Genomic DNA, 21,210 nt, shown 5'->3' on the forward strand with positions numbered 1-21,210 from the left:
TTTCTGCGGCTATTTACACGTCCTGACATAACTGTCGCCGGAATCGGTTTTCAGCCAGACAAAATGCGCGAAATGATCCATCTCGTGATCATTTTCGCTCTCACCTGTAATAAAACTGTAACAAATGTGTCATTCATCACAGTAACGTTGTGCAACTGACACTATTCTTTGCGCGAAATGGAACATCTTTTGTCCATTTTATTCTGTCCACGTCCTGCCCCAACCTGCTGGGAATTAAAACCATAATGTGCCCTGGAGGGCCTCACTAATGCTGAGTATTTTTAAACCTGCACCACGTCAGCCGCAGGTGGCGGAGGATCGCATCGATCCTCTCTACCGTCGTCTGCGCTGGCAAATTTTCATCGGGATCTTTTTTGGTTATGCGGCCTACTATCTGGTCAGGAAAAACTTTGCTCTCGCCATGCCCTATCTGGTCGAGCAGGGTTTTTCACGCGGTGACCTGGGCTTTGCCTTGTCGGGCATTTCCATTGCCTACGGCTTTTCTAAGTTCATCATGGGATCCGTCTCTGACCGCTCGAATCCGCGCGTCTTTTTACCGGCCGGTCTGATTCTGGCCGCCGCCGTGATGCTGATCATGGGGTTCGTTCCCTGGGCCACCTCCAGCATCATGGTGATGTTCGTGCTGCTGTTTATCTGTGGCTGGTTCCAGGGCATGGGCTGGCCGCCCTGCGGACGCACCATGGTGCACTGGTGGTCGCAGAAGGAGCGCGGCAGAATCGTCTCGGTCTGGAACTGTGCGCATAACGTGGGCGGCGGTATTCCGCCGCTGCTGTTCCTGCTCGGGATGGCGTGGTTCAACGACTGGAAAGCGGCACTCTATATGCCTGCCTTCGGTGCCATTGCGATTGCGATTCTGGCCTTTGCGCTGATGCGCGATACCCCGCAATCCTGCGGTCTGCCCCCGATTGAGGCGTACAAAAACGACTATCCACCCGACTATGACGCCAGCCACGAAGAGGAGCTGACGGCCAAACAGATCTTCATGAAATATGTGCTGCCGAATAAGCTGCTGTGGTACATCGCGCTGGCCAACGTGTTTGTCTATCTGCTGCGTTACGGCATCCTGGACTGGTCGCCGACCTATCTGCGCGAGGTGAAACACTTCACGCTGGATAAGTCCTCGTGGGCCTACTTCCTGTATGAATATGCGGGGATTCCGGGGACGCTGCTCTGCGGCTGGATGTCGGACAAAGTCTTCCGCGGCAACCGTGGCGCGACCGGGGTCTTCTTTATGACGCTGGTGACCATTGCGACCGTGATCTACTGGCTCAATCCGGCGGGCAACCCCGGGGTCGATATGACCTGCATGATCGTGATTGGCTTCCTGATCTACGGTCCGGTAATGCTGATCGGCCTGCATGCGCTGGAGCTGGCACCGAAAAAAGCCGCAGGGACGGCGGCAGGCTTCACCGGCCTGTTCGGTTATCTGGGCGGCTCTGTCGCCGCCAGCGCCATCGTGGGCTATACCGTCGACTACTTCGGCTGGGACGGCGGCTTTATGGTGATGATTGCCGGCTGCGTGCTGGCGGTAGTCCTGCTGCTGCTGACCATGGTCAGCGAACACCGGCACAAAAAGAGCCCTGCCTGAAGGCAATAAAAAAAGGGCCGGATAACCGGCCCTTTTTTATGCGGATGGCTTAAGCCAGATAGAGCGTGCGCAGCGTCTGCGGCACCGCGTCATCGGCATTGGAACCAATCACATCCAGCTCCGGTAACGTCTCTTTCAGCCGCTGATGCGCGTTCTGCATGATATAGCCCTTTCCGGCCATGCTCAGCATCTCCACGTCATTCATGCCATCGCCAAAGGCGATGCAATTTTCCAGCGAGTGGCCCAGCTGTTTCGCGACCGCTTCCAGCGCATGGCCTTTCGACACGCCGCCCGCCATCACTTCCAGACAGGTCGGCAGCGAGAAGCTGACATTCACCCGGTCGCCCCAGCGCGCTTCAATAGCCTGCTCCATCGGGATCAGATGCTCAGGATTTTCACAGGTGAAAAAGACCTTGCTGATGTTATCGGTGGGCAGCAGACCCGGCTCATAGACCTGGTAGTTAAACACCGACTCGCGGAAATAGTCCTGCTCAGCCGGGCTGGAACGGCTGACAAACCACTCATCGTCGCGATAAACGTGCGTCAGGATATCGCTGTGATGATATTGCAGGCCGAACAGATCGCTGGCGATATCCTCATCCAGATTGTGGCTGAACACCAGCTCACCGCGGGCGTTGTGTACGCGTGCGCCGTTTGAGGTGATCATATAGGCCGGAATCGCCAGGCTGTCGCGCATCTGGCCCACATCGATATGGTGACGACCGGTGGCGAAAATAAAGTGAATCTGTTTCGCGACCAGCTGCTGCAGCGTTTCACGCGCAAAAGGGGTCAGGCGATGTTCGGGAGAGAGCAGCGTGCCATCCAGATCGGATGCAACGATGTGATACATGAAAACCTCGGATAGCTGGTTCAGCCGGTGTTAACCGGTCGGATAAATAACGTCAGTGATGCGATGAAAAAAAGTCGACCACTGCATTGAGTGCCTCGGCACGCATCTCATCTTTTTCAAACAGGATCTCGTGACGCGCACCGTCGATCACCCGTGGCGTGTTGCCTTCACACGGATGACCCGCCGCGGCCATCGCGGCACAGAACAGATCCTGCGAGCGATTGTCGACCACCCGATCATCGCTGGCCTGCAGCAGCAGCAGCGGCGTGGTGATCTTATCAACCTGGCTGAGAATGTTGCGACCCGCATGGATGCCTTCACGCACCCAATGATAGGTCGGCCCGCCCATGCGAAGCGCCGGGTCGTCCGCATAAAACCGCAGATTGCGCCGGTAACGCTCGGCACTGTGTGTCAGCCGGTTAATGCCAAACGGGTGGGCGCGCCAGCGTCCGGTGCCCAGCGCATAGCCATCACGCACGGCCGGTCGCTTCTCCGCCCAGTCCAGGATCCGGTGGGCCAGAAATGAGGGCAACGGTAACGCGATGCCAAACATCGGCGCCACCAGCGCCGCCGCATGAAAAGCCTGCGGCTGACGCGCCAGAAACAGCGTTAAGATCGCCCCTCCCATGGAGTGCGCCAGCGCGTAGCGCTGCTGATAGTGACCGCTGACGATCTCTTTCAGATAGAGCGTTTCCAGATCGTCCACATAGTGGGTAAATTCTGCCACATGGCCGCGATGGGTATCTTCCAGCAGGCGATCGGATCGTCCCTGACCGCGATGATCCAGAATGATCACATCAAACCCGCAGTGGAACAGATCGTAGGCCAGCTCAGGATATTTCATGTAGCTCTCGATGCGTCCCGGCACAATCAGGATCACACGCTGATGTTGCGGTGATGTGAAACGCACGTAGCGCAGCGTCAGATTGCCGACGCCGGTGAATTCACACTCTTCGCGGCGGTGCCAGAAGTCGAGCAGCGGCCCGGTGGCGAAGGCCGCAAAGGCTTTTTCCCGTCTCAGCCAGCTGGCTTTATGTTGATCCATTCGCCCTCCTGTTGACCGGATACCGGGTCCTGAATGCCCTGTGCAGGCCGTAGCGCCGCGCTTAATTCTGGCGTATTGTGTCACAATTCCGCTACTAATGAGAGCCTGACCCATGACCATCGAATGGTGGCTGACCTATCTGCTTACCACAACAATTCTCAGCCTGTCGCCGGGTTCCGGTGCCATTAACACCATGAGTACCGGGATCAGCCACGGCTACCGTGGCACGGTGGCGTCGATCTCTGGCCTGCAGGTCGGACTGGCGCTGCATATCGTGCTGGTGGGTATCGGGCTGGGCGCGCTGTTTTCTCAGTCGCTGCTGGCGTTCGAAATCCTGAAGTGGGCCGGTGCGGCCTATCTGGTCTGGCTGGGTATTCAGCAGTGGCGCTCCGCTGGCGGGATCGATCTGGATGCCGTTGCCAGAGCGATGCCACGTCGTCGTCTGTTCAAACGCGCCGTGCTGGTTAACCTGACTAACCCGAAAAGTATCGTCTTTCTCGCCGCCCTGTTTCCGCAGTTTATCCAGCCGCATCAGCCGCTCTTTATGCAGTATCTGGTGCTGGGCGTAACGACCGTGGTGGTGGATATCATCGTGATGATTGGCTACGCCACGCTGGCGACCCGGATTGCCGGCTGGATTAAAGGTCCCCGCCAGATGAAGTTAATGAACCGTATTTTTGGCGGACTCTTTATGGCGGTGGGCGCCCTGCTCGCCAGTGCCAGAAAGATCGCCTGAGTCCTGCGCGCCGACCTGCCCGGGTCGGCGCCGCTCTTCCCCTCTTCCTGCCTCGCCGTTAAGGCGCACTCACCGGCAGCGCGCGCAGGACAATGATCCCCGGCTTAGACCGCATATATTCCCGGAAAGGCATATCAACCACTTTGCGCGTGGCGGCGAGCGAAGAGGCATTTCTGAACCATAACCGGCCATCATGCCGCACAGCGATGCCGGCATGGGTGACATCCAGCCCCGGCGCGGTGGCGTAAACCCCCACGTAATCGCCGGTGCGGATCTGCGCCAGCACCTGGGGCGTGATGGCTTTCGCGGGCAGATAGGTAATGCGGCGGGAGATCACGCCGAGGCCGGGCACCTGCGGTTTTCCGCGCACCTCGCGATTCAGCAACTTCACGACCGTCACCGCCTGCGGGCTGAGGCTGCGCGTCATATCATCGGCATTACGCGGCGTTTCCGCGAACCAGTCAGAGAAGAAGTGGCGGCGGTTCAGGTAACGAACCTCGCCGCCCGCATAGCGGGTGCGGATCAGGTTCGCCTCAAAGCTGGCGCGGTCGCGGCTGTGACTCAGTGCCTGAACGTAATCCAGCAGCGTGAAGCAGTCCACGCCGTGAAAATTCACTACCAGCATTTCGGGGATATCCGGTGAACCCTTAAGCGTATGCGCCTGATAAGGCGTCCCGAGAAAGGCGGCGGAGATCTGCGCGATTCTCTCGCCCTGCGGCGCTGACAGCGGTGGTGCCTGCGCCAGGATCGCCGACACCCTCTCTTTTCTGGCCGGTTCTGGTGCCGGTGGAGGCGTGGCCTCCGGCGAGGCACAGGCGCTGAGCGCGGCTGCGATGAGCAGCAGTAACAGGGTTTTGATTCTGGTTATCCTCTTCATATCAACAGACCATACGCACCGACCCTACCAGAGGCACGCGTTTCACTATTTAACAAATGATGAGGATTTATCTGCGGCTGTGGCAGAGAAAGGACAAAATCGCGGGCGGCAAATCAGAGAGAAACGGCAGAGGATGAGCTTTCTGCCGGTCGCGCCAGGCGCATTCCGGCAGAAAGATCAGGGTCCGGGCTTAACGCGAGATAATAAGGTGGATACCGAAACCAGCAAACAGCACGCCGGCCATGCCATCGACCCACTTGGCCAGACGCTGATACTTCGCCCGCATCCACGGCAGCGCAAAGATAGCCGCCACCAGCGCAAACCAGGCAAAGGTTTCGCCGATAATCAGCAGGAACAGGCCCCAGCGCTCCGCTGCACCCACATCATCACCGACGAACAGCGAGAAAACGCTGCCGAAATAGATAATGGCTTTCGGGTTCGACAGGTTGGTCAGCAGCCCCTTAAGAAAGCTCATGCCGCGTTTTGGCAGTTCCACCACCGGCTCATCCTGCTGCGGCTGTTTGTGACGCTGGCGGGCCGAGCACATCAGCTGCCAGCCCATCCACAGCAGATAGAGTCCGCCACCGACCATGATGATCTGATGCAGCCAGGCCATTTTTTCCAGGATCAGATGAAGGCCCATCAGCGCCACGCCCGCCCAGACCACAATCCCCAGCGTGATGCCCAGCACTCCCATCATCGCCTCTTTACGGGAGCGGCTGGCGGCAGTTTGCGACACGAAAAAGAAATCGGGGCCGGGGCTCATCAGCGCCACCAGATGCACCAGCGCGACCGTTGCAAATAACATCAGCATAATCAGTGTCCTTTACTCTTCATCGAGATGCTCTTTGATCATCACCAGGAAAGGTTTACCAAAGCGCTCCAGTTTGCGATGCCCGACGCCGTTAACGCTCAGCATCTCTGAGGCGCTGACCGGCATCTGCTCTGCCATCTCTATCAGCGTGGCGTCGTTAAACACCACATAAGGCGGAATATTCTCTTCATCCGCAATCGCTTTTCGCAGCTTACGCAGCTTGGCGAACAATTTGCGATCGTAGTTGCCACCCTGAAACTTCGCCGGTCCGCTGCTTTTGGTTTTCGCGGTAATCAGACGCGGCACCGCCAGCATCAGGGGCACTTCGCCCCGCAGTACCGGACGCGCCGCTTCAGTGAGCTGCAGGGCGGAATGCATGGCGATGTTCTGCGTCACCAGCCCCAGGTGGATGAGCTGACGCAACACGCTGACCCAGTGTTCGTGGCTCTGATCTTTACCCAGCCCGTAGACCGGCAGTTTGTCGTGGCCCTGTTCGCGGATACGCTGGTTGTTCGACCCGCGCAGCACCTCGACGATGTAGCCCATCCCGAATCGCTGACCGACGCGATAGATGCCGGAGAGCGCTTTTTGCGCCTCGACCAGACCGTCATAACGCTTGGGCGGATCGAGACAGATATCGCAGTTACCGCACGGCTGCTGGCGACCCTCACCGAAATAGTTCAGCAGCACCAGACGACGGCAGGTCTGCGCCTCAGCGAACGCGCCCATGGCATTGAGCTTGTGGCGTTCGATATCCTGCAGCGGCCCGGGCACTTTCTCTTCCAGGCATTTACGCAGCCAGGCCATATCCGCCGGATCGTAAAGCATCATCGCTTCTGCCGGCAGGCCATCCCGACCGGCGCGCCCGGTTTCCTGATAGTAGGACTCGATGTTGCGGGGGATGTCGAAGTGCACCACAAACCGGACGTTAGGCTTGTTGATGCCCATTCCGAAGGCGACCGTCGCCACCACGATCTGCAGATCGTCACGCTGAAACGCTTCCTGCACCCGGCTGCGCTGTTCGCTGTCGATCCCGGCGTGGTATGCCCCGACGCTGAATCCCCGGCTTTGCAGACGCGCGGCGGTGTCCTCCACCTTCGCCCGGCTGTTGCAGTAGATAATGCCGCATTTGCCACGCTGATCCTGCACGTAGCGCAGCAGCTGATCGGTGGGCTTGAACTTCTCTACCAGGGTGTAGCGAATGTTGGGGCGGTCAAAACTGCTGATCTGGATCAGCGGGTCCTGCATATGCAGCAGGTTAACGATATCGTTGCGGGTGGTTTCGTCTGCGGTGGCGGTCAGCGCCATCACCGGTAACGCCGGGAAACGCTGACGCATCCTGCCGAGTGCGCCATATTCCGGCCGGAAATCGTGGCCCCACTGAGAGATACAGTGCGCTTCATCCACCGCCAGCATCGCGGGTTGCCAGTGCGCCAGATTCTCCAGGAAGTTATCCATCATCAGACGCTCAGGAGCGATATAGAGCAGCTTAACCCGACCCGTGCGGCAGTCCGCCATCACGGCCTGCTGCTGCTCGCGCGTCATAGTGGAATTAAGACAGGCAGCCGCCACGCCATTCGCCAGCAGCTGATCGACCTGGTCTTTCATCAGTGAGATCAGCGGGGAAACCACCAGCGTCAGCCCCTCGCGCACCAGCGCCGGGATTTGATAACAGAGCGATTTACCGCCGCCGGTGGGCATAACCACCAGACAATCGCGCCCGTTCAGCGCCTCATTAATGATCGTCTGCTGACCGGGACGAAACTGCTGGTAGCCGAAGGTATCCTGTAATACCTGCTGCGCCAGCGCTTCCTGATTGAGAACTGCCGAGGTTGCCACGCGATTCCTGTCTTACGTTAGGGATTAGAACAAGTCGTTAAGCGTTACACCCACACCCAGACGCGTCTGGCGATGGTTGTAATCGATCAGTGATTCACCGTAGCCGCTGAATACCTGAGTATAGAAGCGAACGTGCTCGCTGATAGGGTAGCTCCAGCCCAGGGTGGCGCCGCCATAACCGCTGTTCCAGTTATAGTTGCCCTCTACGCTGAAGATGTTGTCGCCCAGTTTATAGCCCAGACGGGTGCGGTAATAGCCCATATATTTGGTGATATCGGGATTGTCATCGTTGTTGGCCCCGTCAGGGATACGATACCAGGGCTTGATCTCCACCAGGAAGTTTCCGTTCTCGGCCATCAGACGCGCATAAACGCGGTTCCAGCTTCGTGAGGTCGGGTCGCTGCGTCCGTTGGATTCATGATTCAGACCCACTTCCACATCACGCAGTGTCCAGCCTGCCAGCGAATAGTCCGTGGCCCAGCCCAGAAAAATCTGCGGCTCATAGTTGGTTTCACGGAAAGGCGATGACTCGCCGCGATTCGACAGCTGCCACCAGGAGCGCTGGGTATAGGACGCGGCCAGCACCGAGTTGTCGCCCAGAATGCCGCGCCACAGCGGAAACGCCAGGCTGAGCTGGAATTTCACCTCATCCTTGCGGGCATTTTCTCCCCAGTTATAAGAGGAGATCGCCTCTTTGTTCATATCGCTGGTGTAGGTATAAAGCAGATAGTTGTTCTCATACGGGTAGAGAACAAAGGGGTTATCGTGCTTCTCCAGCAGGTTAGCAATAATGCTTCCCTGAACCTCTGGCGCGTCATGAACCTCTTTAATCTGGGCTTCATCCGCCTGCGCCAGCGCAGGGAAGATCAACATAGCCGCCAGCAAGGCGCGATGCTTACGCATAAAATTCTCCGGTGAGCGCTGCGTATCAAAATAACTGAAAGGGTGTCGTAAAAAGCAGGCCATTCTACACGCAAATGGCAGTGAGCATGAGTGCTGATTTCTTAAACTGGAAACACCCCCGCAGGCGGCATAGAATACACAACTCATTAACGTTCCGCGCCCCTCTGGCCCGATTTTTTCAGGACACATCATCATGTCATCACCCGTGCTGACACCGCAGGACGCTCGCCAGCTGGTCGGCGAAATTTTCGTTTATCACATGCCGTTTAATCAGGCGCTGGGCCTGGAGCTGATGCGCCTTGACGCCGACTACGCCGAGATCAGCTTCAGTAACAAAAGCATGCTGGTAGGCAACCAGGTGCAGCAGATCCTGCACGGCGGTGTGATCGCAGCCGTGCTGGACGTGGCGGCGGGCATGGTCTGCGTCAGCAATGCCTTAACCCGTCAGGAGAGCATCAGCGAAGCGGATCTGCGTCACCGGCTGTCGCGCATGGGCACCATCGATATGCGCGTCGACTATCTGCGCCCCGGACGCGGCGAGCGTTTTACCGCCACCAGCAGCCTGCTGCGCGCCGGAAACAAAGTCGCCGTGGCGCGCGTAGAGCTGCACAATCAACAGGGTGACTATATCGCCACCGCTACCGCCACCTATCTGATCGGCTAATCATTTCTGGATTTCACATGGATACGCAACAGACCCGCCAGGGCATCTTTTTTGCCCTGGGCGCTTATTTTATCTGGGGCATCGCGCCCGCCTATTTCAAGCTGGTAAAGCAGGTTCCGGCAACGGAGATCATGACACATCGGGTGATCTGGTCTGCACTCTTTATGCTGCTGCTGATCACCGCAAGCCGCAGCTGGCCGACAGTCCGCTCGGTAGTGCGGCAACCCAGAAAAGTGCTGCTGCTGGCGGTCACCGCACTGACGATTGGTGGCAACTGGCTGCTGTTTATCTGGGCGGTCAACAATCAGCATATGCTGGAAGCCAGCCTGGGCTACTTTATTAACCCACTGATCAATGTGGTGTTCGGTATGCTGTTTCTGCGTGAGCGTTTTCGACGCCTGCAATGGCTGGCGGTGCTGCTGGCTGCCGTCGGCGTGCTGGTGCAGCTGTGGCAGTTTGGCTCGCTGCCGATCATTGCGCTCGGTCTGGCGCTGAGTTTTGCCGTGTATGGGCTGATGCGTAAGAAGATTCAGGTCGATGCGCAGAGCGGTATGCTGATTGAAACCCTGTGGCTGTTTCCACTGGCGGCGCTCTATCTGTTTGGCTTTGCCGACAGCAGCACCAGCCATCTCTCCGCGAATCCGCTCAGTCTCAACCTGATGCTGATCGCAGCGGGCATTGTCACCACCATCCCGCTGATGCTGTTTGCCGCAGCCTGTACCCGACTGCGGCTCTCGACCGTCGGCTTCTTTCAGTATCTTGGCCCGACGCTGATGTTCATCCTGGCCGTCGCGTTTTACGGTGAAACGATCACGCCGGACAAGATGGTCACGTTCGGCTTCATCTGGCTGGCGCTGCTGGTGTTTATCTGCGACGCGGTGGCGTTTTCACTCCGTGCCCGTCCGCGCATAGCGTGAAATAAAGCGGGCTAACGCTGGCCCGGTCAGCAGGATGGTAAAAAGACGCAGCGTCTGTAACGCCATCACAAACGCCATGTTGACCTGGGTGCCTGCCGCAATAATCGCCACCGTGTCCAGTCCGCCAGGGCTGGTGGCGAGATAGGCGGTCATCAGATCGATATCCAGCATCTGCGTCAGCATCCACGCCAGCCCGCCACATAACAGCATCAGCCCGAAGATCGAGGCCAGCATCTGTGGCAGCGTGCGCAGGGCCAGCAGGAAAATCGGTCGGGTAAAGCGCAGCCCCACGCTCCAGCCAATCAGCGCGTAAGCCACCGCCAGCAGCCATTCCGGCACCTGCAACGCCACAAGATCGCTGCCGTTCAGCAGCGCGCCAGCCAGCGCAGGCAGCAGCAGCGCGCCAGAGGGGATGCGCAGACGGGTGCCCAGCCACGCGCCCGTCAGCATTATCACCAGGGTCAGCGCAAAGCCGTAATTCAGGGCGGGAAACCAGGCTAACGACACGCTGTGCGCCTGATCGCCCAGCCCGATGCGCGCCACCAGCGCCGCCGCTGACGCGACAAACAGCACCCGCAGATACTGCATAAACGCCACCAGCCGCACGTCCGCACCGAAGTCACCCGCCATCGCCACCATCGCCGACGCGCCACCCGGCGACGATCCCCAGGCGCCGGTCGGACCGGGCAGATGGCTGAAGCGCACCAGCAGAAAGCCGGAGAGGCCGCTGGCCGCCAGCGTCAGCAGCAGCACCATCACAATAATCGGCCACTCCTGAATCAGCGGCGTCAGGATCGACGGCGACAGGCTCCGGGCGATCATACAGCCCAGCACGGCCTGAGCCAGCAGGAACAGCCGTTTATCAATCCGCAGCGTAGCGCCCGACAGCCCCATTACGACACCGACAACCATCGGCCCCAGCAGCAGCGCGGCTGGCACATGGAAAACGTGCAGCACCGCGCCGAGCAGCACCGAGATCAGTAGCAGCAGCGTCCACTGCACAGGCAACGACAGAGCATCCATAAGAAGTTAATTATTTGTAAAAACAGAAGGGTGAGATTACGCAGAAAAGGGGACGGGAGCCAGTAAAACGGGCCATCTCAGATGGCCCGCTACGTTATTACAGCCAGTTTTTACGCTTGAAGTAGAGATAGGGCGCGAGGCCGGCCAGAATCATCAGGCCAATCGCGCCGGGATAGCCAAAGCTCCACTTCAGTTCCGGCATAAATTCGAAGTTCATTCCGTAGCTGGAAGCCACCAGGGTCGGCGGCAGGAAGACCACGGAAACCACCGAGAAGATCTTGATGATGCGGTTCTGCTCGATGTTGATAAAGCCCATCGCCGCCTGCATCAGGAAGTTCACCTTCTGGAACAGCGACTCGTTATGCGGCAGCAGCGATTCGATATCGCGCAGGATTTCGCGCGCCTGCTCCAGCTGGTTGCCCGGCAGCCGCGCTTTACGCACCAGGAAGTTCAGGGCGCGCTGGGTATCCATCAGACAGAGGCGCACCTTCCAGCCGATATCTTCCAGCTCAGCCAGCCGTGACAGCGCCTGATCGTACTCTTCGCCCTGCTGACCTTCCATGATCACCCGGCTGAGTTTCTCCAGCGCGCTGTAGATGTTCTCGATCTCGTCCGCCAGCTGCTCGATTTTGGTCTCAAACAGATCGAGCAGCAGCTCAAAGGCGTTACCGTCGATCAGGGTCTGGTTGCGGGCGCGCATGCGGTAAAGACGAAACGCGGGCAGTTCACGTTCGCGCAGCGTATAGAGCCGGCCTTCACGGATGGTGAATGCCACGGTGGAGTTACCGGCATGATCGTCAGCATCTTCATAGAAGAAGAAGGAGTGGATATGCAGACCATCTTCATCTTCGAAGAAACGCGCCGAGGCCTCAATATCTTCCAGCTCAGGCCGTGTCGCCAGGCTCTGGCCCAGTTCGGACTGCACCCGGTCACGTTCGCCCTCTTCCGGCTCGATCAGATCGACCCAGACCGAGGTGGTCAGTTTGTCGTTTTCGTCTTCCAGCTCCAGTCGCGTCAGGCGGCTGCGATCCAGTTTAAATGCGCTCAGCATAGCAATACTCCCCATTGCAGACTAAATGGGACAAGGCTGTCCGCCGTTCCTCAACAGGAACCGGCAACCTGAACACGGAAACAGAGTTTCAAAGGTAAATCAGTGCTGACTCGTGCGACGGAATCAAAAGGGAGGTCGCTGATAACCGCTAAGGCTACCCGCGTAAAGAGGTAGCCTTAGATGTTATGCCTGCTAAACAGGTCATTGAGCCAGCATCGACTGGGCGTGTCCAAGGCATTGTCCTCTCATGATAATAGTGGGCGCATGTTACGCTGAGACGAAAAAGCCGTCAACCGCACGCTAAAGCGTTTCCAGCTTCGCGTAGGCCGCCACCAGCCACTTGATTCCCTGCCCCTGAAACGCCACCTGCAGACGGCTGTGCTCGCCGCTGCCTTCCAGATTGATGATGGTGCCTTCACCAAATTTAGCGTGGTGAACACGCTGGCCCAGCGCGAATCCGCTGTCATTTTTGGTCACCGGCGCACCCATCCGCTGATGGTTCACCGGACGGCTGACGCTGGCGCGCAGACGCACCTCTTCGATGCAGGTTTCCGGCAGCTCACCAATAAAACGGGAAGGCCGGTGATACACTTCCTTACCATAGAGTCGGCGGGTTTCGGCGTAGGTCAGCGTCAGTTTGAGCATGGCCCGGGTCACGCCGACGTAGGCCAGACGACGCTCCTCTTCCAGCCGCCCGCCTTCGTCCAGCGACATCTGGCTCGGGAACATGCCCTCTTCCATGCCGACGATGAACACCTGGCTGAACTCCAGCCCTTTGGCCGAGTGCAGCGTCATCAGCTGAACCGCATCCTGCCATTTGTCGGCCTGACCTTCGCCTGCCTCCAGCGCCGCATGGGATAAGAAGGCCTGCAGCGGCATCAGATCCTCATCTTCATCCTGATAGCTGAACTGACGTGTGGCGGTCACCAGCTCCTCAAGGTTTTCGATGCGCGCCTGGCCCTTCTCACCTTTCTCCTGCTCATACATCAGCCACAGGCCGGAGTCTTTGATAACCCGGTCGGTCTGAACATGCAGCGGTAAATCGGCGGTTTCGGTGGCCAGTGAATCGACCAGCTCACAGAAGCGTTGCAGGGCGGAGGCGGCGCGACCCGCCAGCGCACGGCTCTGCAGCAGTTCGCGGGTTGCCTGCCACAGCGTCATCTGGCGTTCACGGGCCGTCTGACGCACCACATCCAGCGTACGATCGCCCACGCCGCGTGTCGGGGTGTTAACCACACGTTCAAAGGCGGCGTCATCATTGCGGTTCGCCATCAGACGCAGATAGGAGAGCGCATCTTTGATCTCCTGACGTTCGAAGAAGCGCATACCGCCATAGATGCGGTACGGCAGGCTGCTCTGCAGCAGCGCCTCTTCCAGCACGCGCGACTGGGCGTTGCTGCGATAGAGGATCGCGCAGTCGTTGAGTGCGCCGCCGTTCTCCATCCAGACCTTGATACGATTTACCACAAAGCGCGCTTCATCCAGCTCATTAAAGGCACAGTAGATGGAGATCGGTTCGCCGTCGCTGCCTTCAGTCCAGAGCTCTTTGCCCAGACGGCCATTATTGTTGGCGATCAGGGCGTTGGCGGCTTTGAGGATATTGTTGGTCGAGCGGTAGTTCTGCTCCAGTCGGATCGTTTCTGCTGCGGGGAAATCCTGCAGAAAGCGCTGGATATTCTCGACCTGCGCGCCGCGCCAGCCGTAGATCGACTGGTCATCGTCGCCCACGATAATCACCCGGCCGCTGTCGCCCGCCAGCATCCTGATCCAGGCGTACTGAATGTTGTTGGTATCCTGAAACTCATCCACCAGCACGTTGGTAAAGCGTTCGCGGTAGTGATTAAGGATGTGCGGCTTGTTAAGCCACAGCTCATGGGCGCGCAGCAGCAGCTCAGCAAAATCGACTAATCCGGCGCGATCGCACGCTTCCTGATAAGCCTGATAGATGCGCAGCCAGGTCTGCTCGATCGGGTTGCCGTAGCTTTCGATATGCTTCGGCCGCAGGCCTTCATCTTTTTTACCGTTGATGTACCACATGCCCTGACGCGCAGGCCACTGCTTCTCATCAAGGTTCATCGATTTGATCAGACGCTTGAGCAGGCGCAGCTGATCTTCGCTGTCGAGGATCTGAAAGTCCTGTGGCAGACCGGCATCAAGATGGTGGGCGCGCAGCAGACGATGCGCCAGACCGTGAAACGTCCCGATCCACATGCCGCCCTGGCTGGTGCCAATCAGCTGCTCGATACGGTGACGCATTTCCGCCGCCGCTTTGTTGGTAAAGGTCACCGCCATAATGGAATAGGGTGAGCAGTTCTCGACCGACATCAGCCACGCAATGCGATGCACCAGCACCCGCGTTTTGCCACTGCCCGCGCCTGCCAGCACCAGCAGGTTACTGCGCGGAGCCGCAACGGCAGCGCGCTGATTGTCATTCAAACCATCGAGCAGTTCAGAAACGTCCATAAGCACCGTTTACCAGAGAAAAAACGCCGTCGTCGCGCTGTTGCGTTCGCCTGCCGCAGGGTTGTCGACGCAGCAAACACCGCGACACAGACGCCGGATCGGAGACGGCGACAGCGCAGAAAAGAGATGACGACTGGATAAATTTACAGCCATTATAGCAGTGAGGTGAGTGATGCCAACCGCGAAATTTCAACATGCGGTAACAGACGCGCATCCGGGATGTGCATCAGATTGCCCTGCCGCAGATTAATCCAGCACGCCTGCAGCCCACAGCGCAGCGCACCCGCCACGTCAGTGGTGAGGTCGTCGCCCACATGCAGAATGTGCTGTGGCGCGATAGCCAGCCGCTGCGCAGCAAGCTGATACATATCCTGCCACGGCTTGGCGCGTCCGTCCGGTCCGGCGCGCAGGGTAAACCGGAAGTACCCGGCGATCCCCATTTTTTCCGGGCTGGCGTTGCCGTTGGTAATCGCCACCAGCGGCACTTTTTCCGCCAGCGCTTTCAGCGTCTGGTGCGTCTCATCCGGCATCTCAACCTGACTGCGCCAGTGGTGGAACACATCCATCACCTCTGTCGCACCCGCGCTGGCGTCAGCGGCAGAGAGGCCGGCATTCAGCATCGCCAGCTCGACCGAGCGGCGTCGCCACTCCGACACATCGTGATAGATCTCAGGCTCACGCAGCAGCAGCTCGTCACGCAGACGCTGATAATCCTGCGGCGTGAAGCTACGCAGCGCCGGATGATACGCCTGCAGCGCCGCGTGGGACGCCAGGGTCGTGCGACGGATCACCGGATGGTTATCGTAGAGCGTGTCATCAAGGTCGAAAGTCAGGGCCTTAATGGCCGACAGCGGACGATAAAACTTCATTCGTTCTTTCCTCGTTTGGCGCGGGGATGCGCAGCGTCATACACCGATGCCAGATGCTGGAAGTCGAGATGGGTATAGATCTGCGTCGTTGACAGGTTCGCATGCCCCAGCAGCTCCTGCACGGCGCGCAGATCGCCGCTGGACTCCAGCAGGTGCGTGGCAAAAGAGTGACGCAGCTTATGCGGATGAATATGGCTGGCGACACCCTGCCGGATACCCCACTCTGCAAAGCGCTTCTGCACATTGCGGGGCGAGATGCGGTTGCCGCGCGTCGAAAGAAACAGCGCATCATCCTGACCGCCAAAGGCTTCACGCAGCGGCAGCCAGTGCTGGATCCAGGTGATCGCCGTGCGGCCAATCGGCACCCGACGCTCTTTGCTGCCCTTTCCCACCACCCACACTTCGCCGGAATCGAGATCGACGTGGCGGCAATCCATGTTCACCAGCTCAGAAAGGCGCAGCCCGCCGCCATACATCACTTCGAGCATCGCCCGGTCGCGCACGACCAGCGGATCGCCTAAGTCGATCTCCAGCAGCTGATTGACCTCATCAACATCGATGTTCTTCGGCAGATGACGCGCTTTGCGCGGGGTCATCACCCCTTTGGCCGGATTAGCGGCAAGCAGACCCTGGCTCACCTGCCAGTCGAGAAAACTGCGCAGGGCTGAAAGACGCAGCGCGAGGCTGCTGGCGGAAAGTCCGGCACGACGGCTGCGCGCCGCCATGCTGCGCACCTGCGCAGGCTCCAGTGCAGCCCAGCTGCTGAGCTTCATCTCATCAGCAATGGCCACCAGCGCGGCAAGCTGTCGCGCATAGCTGCTCTGGGTCAGAGGGCTGAGCTGGCGCTCCACCTTCAGGTAGCGCAGAAATCCGTCGATGGCCTCCTGCAGCGCCTGACTCATACGCGCTCAACCCAGCGGGCGAGCAGGCCCGGCATCATCTGTGACAGATGCTGCAACAGCAGCGTGCCCATACCCGATTGATAGTGCTGGCTGTCACGGCTGCTAAATACCAGCACGCCGAGTTCGCCCTCTTCGCCCATCAGCGACATCGCCACCGAGCCAATCGCTTTGGCCTGCGGCAGCAGCAGCAGCAGTTCCGGCCCGTTGAGGCTGCCGAGATAGTGATGCTGATTACCGAAGCGCTGAATGCGCAGCGGCTCAAATGCCTGACGCGACAGGCTCAGCTGGAAGAAATCGGAGGGTGCGCCCAGCAGCCATTTGTCGCTGAACAGCCGCACATTCGCGCCCGCCAGGCCCAGCTCACGCGCCCAGCGATGCAGACGGTTGAGCATATCCTGCAGGGAGTCCGCCGCGGCCAGATGGCTCTCCAGCGACAGCAGACGATCAAAGAGTTCGTGGTTGGCGCTGGCCTGTTCCATCAGCAGCGTGATCTCTTCTTCCAGCCGCTGGATATGGTTACGTTGCCGTGCCATATGCCACTCGACAAGCGACACGCTGCCGCGCACCGGGTGTGGCACGGTCATTTGTTCAACTTCGCGGGCATTGCGGATAAAGAATTCGGGATTCTGCCGCAGGTAATCACTGACGGCCTGATCGTCCAGCAGAACCGAACTGTCAGCCTGCTCTTCGATATTTTTCATAGATGAATAAACCCATCATAGACGTGTGTGGCAGGCCCGGTCATATAGAGCGGCTGACCGGCCCCTTTCCAGGTGATATGCAGCGTTCCGCCAGGCAGATCCACACGGACTTTCGGTGCCAGAATGCCCTGCTGAATGCCGCACGCAACGGCAGCACAGGCGCCGCTGCCGCACGCCTGCGTTTCACCCGCGCCGCGTTCATAGACGCGCAGGCGGATATGCTCGGGATTGACGATCTCCATAAACCCGACGTTGACGCGCTCCGGGAAGCGTTCATGGCTCTCCAGAATCGGCCCCAGCAGCGCGACCTGCGCGGTTTTAACGCTGTCGACCTGAATGACGCAGTGTGGATTGCCCATCGACACCGCCCCCAGCATTACGGTCTGTTCTGCCACCCGCAGCAGATAGAGATTTTCCGCTTTATTGGCGCGGAAAGGCACCTGCTGCGGCTCAAAGTTGGGCTCGCCCATGTTCACACGCACCTGGTCATCAGGCGTGACGGTCAGGACCATGCGACCATTCTGGGTACTGACCCGGATGTCACTTTTGTTGGTCAATCCTTTCAGCTGCACAAAGCGGGCAAAGCAGCGCGCACCGTTGCCACACTGTGCCACTTCACTGCCGTCGGCGTTGAAAATACGATAGTGGAAATCGAGGTCGGGATCGTAAGGCGGTTCAACAATCAGCAGCTGATCAAAACCGATCCCCAGATGGCGGTCGGCCAGCCGGCGGATCAATTCCGGCGAAAAAAAGATATTTTGTGTCACCGCATCCACAACCATAAAATCGTTGCCGAGACCGTGCATTTTGGAGAACTGCATTTTTTGCTCCGCCGGATAAGCCATCAGATTAGTTCGCTTTTACGCCTGCATTGCCGGTTACCAGTCCGCCCACATCGGCTTTAGTGGCATCGGCTTTCTGACGTTCGGTCGGTGCCTGCTGTTTCTTCGGCTGATCCTTCGGCGGGAAGTAGAGCGGTCCTTTCAGGCCACAACCTGCAAGGCTGATTACTGCCACTGTCATGGCCAACAGGCTTATTACTTTCTTCATTCTTTATGCTCTTCATGTCCTTTACCTGGATGCTTATCATCGCAGTTGAAGGTGGAAAAGCAACAGGAAATCCCCGCAAATAGCGTGAACCGGGTGACAGGCCAGAAAGAGAGCGGCCACCTGCGGAGCGCAGGCAGCCCGTCAGCATCAATGCACCTGATAGCGCGGTTGATAGTCGCCGTTGTCGTTGTCAGGCTGCGACGTGCAGAGCTGCGTCAGCGTCTGACTGCGGAACGGAATCACCTGGAATCGCTCACCGGTATTCACAATCTGGTAGAACTGCGGCAGGTTGAAGTTGATAAAGCTCGACCCATAGGTAAAGCGGTCGTGCGACGAAGAGTAGAACCGGCTGACATCGCGCACCAGCTCCTCTTTGCTGCCTTCGCAGTGATGATAAACCTCAACCCGGTTGGTCTCATCGAGGATATAGATGTTGAAGCCACGCTCATCGGTCGTGTTCTCAAAGAAGAACTGAATGATGCCTTCGCTGGCGTAGCCGTTGACCACCGGCGGCAGCGGCGTCTGATTGGTTTCGACTTTGATCGACAGGCCGTGCAGCTTGTTGTTGGAGATCGCGCCATAAAATTCCACCGCGTTTTCCAGCTTCTGCACCGAAACGCTCATGCGTTCGAAGAAGAGCCCCCACGTCTGGCCCGCCATACGCAGGGCTTTGAAACGGCCCGGCTCCTGGCGTGTGCTGGAAAGGCGCAGCTCAATACATTCTGACACCAGCTGCTGGACGCGCGTACGGATCAGCCCGCGCAGATGCTGGCTGTAACAGAACACTTCCACCGTATCGGGCGGCGACGCATCCTGATGCATCTTGCCCAGAATGGTTTTCAGCCCTTCGATCATCGCCTGTTCGCCGCTGAAGTGCAGCGTACGCACCTCATTCCAGGAGTTGCGATAGAGCAGATCGATACTGCCGATCAGGCACTGCTGCTGCTGACCAAAGCTGAAGACATCCAGCTTGCGGAAGTCGAAGTGCACCACCTGATTGCGGAAGGCCGCCGTCGGATCGTGCTCAAGGTTGACGATAATCGCAAGGTGGCGGATTTCGCACGGGCTGTAGAGCGCTTTTGGCGTCGGCGCAGGCAGACGCAGCGGGAAGTGGCTGGAGACATCGTTCACCAGCTCCTGCAGCCGCGCCAGATCGCAGATTTCGTTGCCTTTAATATGCAGCCGGGTTTTACGGGTCAGCAGACCGTTGAACCACGCCCACGCCACCAGCTTGTTCAGGTAGCGGTTATATTCCAGGGGCTGATGGCTGATGATCGAATCCATGTCCGGCGCCTGGTTATAGAGATACCAGCCAGGACGGTTGGCGCGGCCAGGCGGCACATGAATAAAGGTCAGATTAGGCTCGGAGAGATCGGGCGAGATCTGAGGGTTAACCAGCGTGACCTTTCCCGGCAGCGCCTCGAAAGCCGCATAGAGTTTACGGGTCAGCACGCCGATATCCTGCGGGCTGGCGCTGACGCTTAAATTATTGCGGCGGGCAAAGCGGATCAGGTTGCGATAACTCTGCATCATCGCATCCAGCAGTTCGTTATGCGCTTCGCGCACCCGCTCGATTTTCCACTCTGCACGGTTGTCCAGAATGGCAATCTTCTCTTCGTTCCAGCCCCAGGCTTTAACCAGCTGCGATAAAATTTCGCGGCGCCAGCCGGTGCGTTGCTGATGATCATCAGTGCTGAGTTTTTCGCACACTTTCAGGTAGAAGCAGCGGCGCACCAGATCAAGACGCGGCTGATCGTCGATGCTGGTCAGATAATCGGTGACCCGCTCCAGCATCATGCAGTAGGGATCGAGCCCGAAACAGATAATTTCGCCGTCATGCAACCGCTGTTTGATATCCATCGCCAGCAGCTGTGTATTCGGATATTCCCAGCTGTAGGCTTCCAGCAGCAGCGTTTTCAGCACCGCTTTATAGGGCGAGTCGATGCTCTTATAGAGCTGCCACAGGCTGGCACCGAAATACTCTTCGGCCGAGAGCGTGCCAAGGCCACCCAGGTCGAGCCACTCATTCGGGGTCAGTACGCCTTTGGCATACAGCGACATCACATAGTCGTCGTAGTGATGCTCTTCTTCGCCCGGCACCATGTTCCACAGGATGCGTTTACCGGCCATGCGAACCGCCGTACGGTAGAACTCATCCAGCAGTAAAATGTGTTGGGTAGAACCGCAATCTTCTCCGCCCAGGCTGCCACTTTCGTTGTGGCGGAAACGGTTCTCATCGATCAGGAAGAAACTGACTTCCACGCCCATAGAGACGCACCACTTCTGCAGCAGCGTGCATTTGCGCTGCAGGTTCAGGCGCTCTTCATTATCCAGCCAGGATTGATGGCAGACCCAGATATCGAGATCCGAGACGCTGTTCTGGCCGACAGAGGAGGTGCTGCCCATCGAGTAGATGGCCGTGATTGGCCTTTCGCCCTTCGGCGCATCGGCATGGCGCAGGTCACTGTCGCCGGTCAGGTCAGCCAGCAGCTGGCATTGGTTTTCATCAGGCGTGAAAAAGCTGATGCCATGTGGAACGTTACCTTCAAGGTAACCCGGCATCTGCGGATGTTGATAATGTAATAAGGTTGGCAGCAGACTGTAGACACGCTGAAAAGCGGGCCCCATGGCAGCCAGCGCACGATCAACGCGCAGCTGGTTGATTGCATCCAGTCTCTGTTTCAGTGTCTCAATATAGAGGTACAAGACGTTTCGCCTGATTGTCCCAGTGTTTAAGCACCCTGTTTCCGCGCTCTGCCTCTGCTGGCGTAAAAAAGTGGGCAGATAATTGCTGGAAACGTGATCAATCTAACACCCGGCAGATTGACCGTAAAGAAAGTTGCGCTACTTAACAGTTTAGCACGTTCTGACCCGCTTCCTGCATTTTCAGCACCGGA

At 58.3% G+C, this 21,210-nt stretch carries 20 protein-coding genes; 4 read left to right on the plus strand and 16 right to left on the minus strand.

The annotated features are described in order from the left end of the window. Window positions 1-268 precede the first annotated feature (268 nt). Entirely contained in the window at window positions 269-1,609 is a 1,341-nt protein-coding gene (glpT, locus tag ACR6AS_RS16970) for a glycerol-3-phosphate transporter (RefSeq protein WP_418803904.1), read from the plus strand. 49 nt (window positions 1,610-1,658) lie between these two features. Here the strand turns inward: glpT and yigL are convergent, their stop codons facing one another. Together yigL and pldB are read right to left on the minus strand one after the other, a co-directional pair. Continuing rightward, window positions 1,659-2,459, minus strand: a complete 801-nt coding sequence (gene yigL / locus ACR6AS_RS16975) for a sugar/pyridoxal phosphate phosphatase YigL (protein ID WP_293774095.1) — start codon at window positions 2,457-2,459, stop codon at window positions 1,659-1,661. 52 nt (window positions 2,460-2,511) lie between these two features. Then, window positions 2,512-3,504 (minus strand): lysophospholipase L2, encoded by a 993-nt coding sequence (gene pldB, locus ACR6AS_RS16980; RefSeq protein WP_434163215.1) that lies wholly within the window; start codon window positions 3,502-3,504, stop codon window positions 2,512-2,514. 112 nt (window positions 3,505-3,616) lie between these two features. On the opposite strand from pldB, the gene rhtB reads away from it, so the two are divergent. Continuing rightward, window positions 3,617-4,240, plus strand: a complete 624-nt coding sequence (gene rhtB, locus ACR6AS_RS16985; RefSeq protein ID WP_111139759.1) for a homoserine/homoserine lactone efflux protein — start codon at window positions 3,617-3,619, stop codon at window positions 4,238-4,240. A 58-nt stretch (window positions 4,241-4,298) separates the two neighbouring features. Here the strand turns inward: rhtB and ACR6AS_RS16990 are convergent, their stop codons facing one another. From ACR6AS_RS16990 to pldA, 4 genes are all read right to left on the minus strand, one after another. Further along, window positions 4,299-5,117, minus strand: coding sequence for a DUF1460 domain-containing protein (locus ACR6AS_RS16990; RefSeq protein ID WP_111139760.1), 819 nt, complete (start codon window positions 5,115-5,117; stop codon window positions 4,299-4,301). A gap of 190 nt (window positions 5,118-5,307) precedes the next feature. After that, on the minus strand, window positions 5,308-5,931 hold the full coding sequence (gene rhtC, locus ACR6AS_RS16995; RefSeq protein WP_111139761.1) for a threonine export protein RhtC: 624 nt from the start codon (window positions 5,929-5,931) through the stop codon (window positions 5,308-5,310). A gap of 12 nt (window positions 5,932-5,943) precedes the next feature. Further along, on the minus strand, window positions 5,944-7,770 hold the full coding sequence (gene recQ, locus ACR6AS_RS17000; RefSeq protein WP_111139762.1) for an ATP-dependent DNA helicase RecQ: 1,827 nt from the start codon (window positions 7,768-7,770) through the stop codon (window positions 5,944-5,946). 24 nt (window positions 7,771-7,794) lie between these two features. Next, window positions 7,795-8,673 carry a phospholipase A gene (gene pldA / locus ACR6AS_RS17005; RefSeq protein WP_111139763.1) on the minus strand — a complete coding sequence of 293 codons (879 nt, stop codon included), beginning with the start codon at window positions 8,671-8,673 and terminating at the stop codon, window positions 7,795-7,797. A 193-nt stretch (window positions 8,674-8,866) separates the two neighbouring features. Here pldA and ACR6AS_RS17010 point away from each other — a divergent pair, with 193 nt between their 5' ends. Together ACR6AS_RS17010 and rarD are read left to right on the plus strand one after the other, a co-directional pair. Next, window positions 8,867-9,337 (plus strand): thioesterase family protein, encoded by a 471-nt coding sequence (locus ACR6AS_RS17010; RefSeq protein WP_111139764.1) that lies wholly within the window; start codon window positions 8,867-8,869, stop codon window positions 9,335-9,337. 17 nt (window positions 9,338-9,354) lie between these two features. Next, window positions 9,355-10,254, plus strand: a complete 900-nt coding sequence (gene rarD, locus ACR6AS_RS17015) for an EamA family transporter RarD (RefSeq protein WP_111139765.1) — start codon at window positions 9,355-9,357, stop codon at window positions 10,252-10,254. On the opposite strand, the gene ACR6AS_RS17020 is transcribed toward rarD, so the two are convergent. The 10 genes from ACR6AS_RS17020 to ACR6AS_RS17065 all read right to left on the minus strand — a co-directional run bounded on the left by ACR6AS_RS17020 (window position 10,225) and on the right by ACR6AS_RS17065 (window position 21,019). After that, window positions 10,225-11,277, minus strand: a complete 1,053-nt coding sequence (locus tag ACR6AS_RS17020; RefSeq protein ID WP_293774085.1) for an AbrB family transcriptional regulator — start codon at window positions 11,275-11,277, stop codon at window positions 10,225-10,227. The genes rarD and ACR6AS_RS17020 overlap by 30 nt on opposite strands. A 97-nt stretch (window positions 11,278-11,374) precedes the next feature. Then, complete coding sequence (corA, locus tag ACR6AS_RS17025) at window positions 11,375-12,328, minus strand: magnesium/cobalt transporter CorA (RefSeq protein ID WP_111139770.1); 954 nt, start codon at window positions 12,326-12,328, stop codon at window positions 11,375-11,377. A gap of 176 nt (window positions 12,329-12,504) precedes the next feature. Further along, window positions 12,505-12,561 carry a YsgD/CorL family protein gene (gene ysgD, locus ACR6AS_RS17030; RefSeq protein ID WP_353887304.1) on the minus strand — a complete coding sequence of 19 codons (57 nt, stop codon included), beginning with the start codon at window positions 12,559-12,561 and terminating at the stop codon, window positions 12,505-12,507. A 67-nt stretch (window positions 12,562-12,628) separates the two neighbouring features. Further along, window positions 12,629-14,791 (minus strand): DNA helicase II, encoded by a 2,163-nt coding sequence (uvrD, locus tag ACR6AS_RS17035; protein ID WP_128085406.1) that lies wholly within the window; start codon window positions 14,789-14,791, stop codon window positions 12,629-12,631. A 152-nt stretch (window positions 14,792-14,943) separates the two neighbouring features. Next, window positions 14,944-15,660, minus strand: a complete 717-nt coding sequence (gene yigB, locus ACR6AS_RS17040) for a 5-amino-6-(5-phospho-D-ribitylamino)uracil phosphatase YigB (protein ID WP_111139768.1) — start codon at window positions 15,658-15,660, stop codon at window positions 14,944-14,946. Then, window positions 15,657-16,562 (minus strand): tyrosine recombinase XerC, encoded by a 906-nt coding sequence (xerC, locus tag ACR6AS_RS17045; RefSeq protein WP_434163222.1) that lies wholly within the window; start codon window positions 16,560-16,562, stop codon window positions 15,657-15,659. The genes yigB and xerC overlap by 4 nt, the downstream gene beginning before the upstream one ends. Continuing rightward, window positions 16,559-17,263 (minus strand): DUF484 domain-containing protein, encoded by a 705-nt coding sequence (locus tag ACR6AS_RS17050; RefSeq protein ID WP_111142003.1) that lies wholly within the window; start codon window positions 17,261-17,263, stop codon window positions 16,559-16,561. Before ACR6AS_RS17050 ends, xerC begins: the two co-directional genes overlap by 4 nt. Further along, the gene (dapF, locus tag ACR6AS_RS17055; RefSeq protein ID WP_111142006.1) at window positions 17,260-18,084 is read right to left on the minus strand and encodes a diaminopimelate epimerase; all 825 of its coding nucleotides are present in this window, start codon (window positions 18,082-18,084) and stop codon (window positions 17,260-17,262) included. Before dapF ends, ACR6AS_RS17050 begins: the two co-directional genes overlap by 4 nt. A gap of 28 nt (window positions 18,085-18,112) precedes the next feature. After that, a complete protein-coding gene (gene lptM, locus ACR6AS_RS17060; RefSeq protein WP_111142002.1) occupies window positions 18,113-18,313 on the minus strand; it encodes an LPS translocon maturation chaperone LptM in 201 nt (66 codons plus the stop codon). 147 nt (window positions 18,314-18,460) lie between these two features. Then, window positions 18,461-21,019 (minus strand): class I adenylate cyclase, encoded by a 2,559-nt coding sequence (locus ACR6AS_RS17065; protein WP_293774076.1) that lies wholly within the window; start codon window positions 21,017-21,019, stop codon window positions 18,461-18,463. Window positions 21,020-21,210 lie beyond the last annotated feature (191 nt).

Source organism: Pantoea phosphatilytica, assembly GCF_051025615.1.
In the GTDB taxonomy this organism is placed as follows: Bacteria; Pseudomonadota; Gammaproteobacteria; order Enterobacterales; family Enterobacteriaceae; genus Pantoea.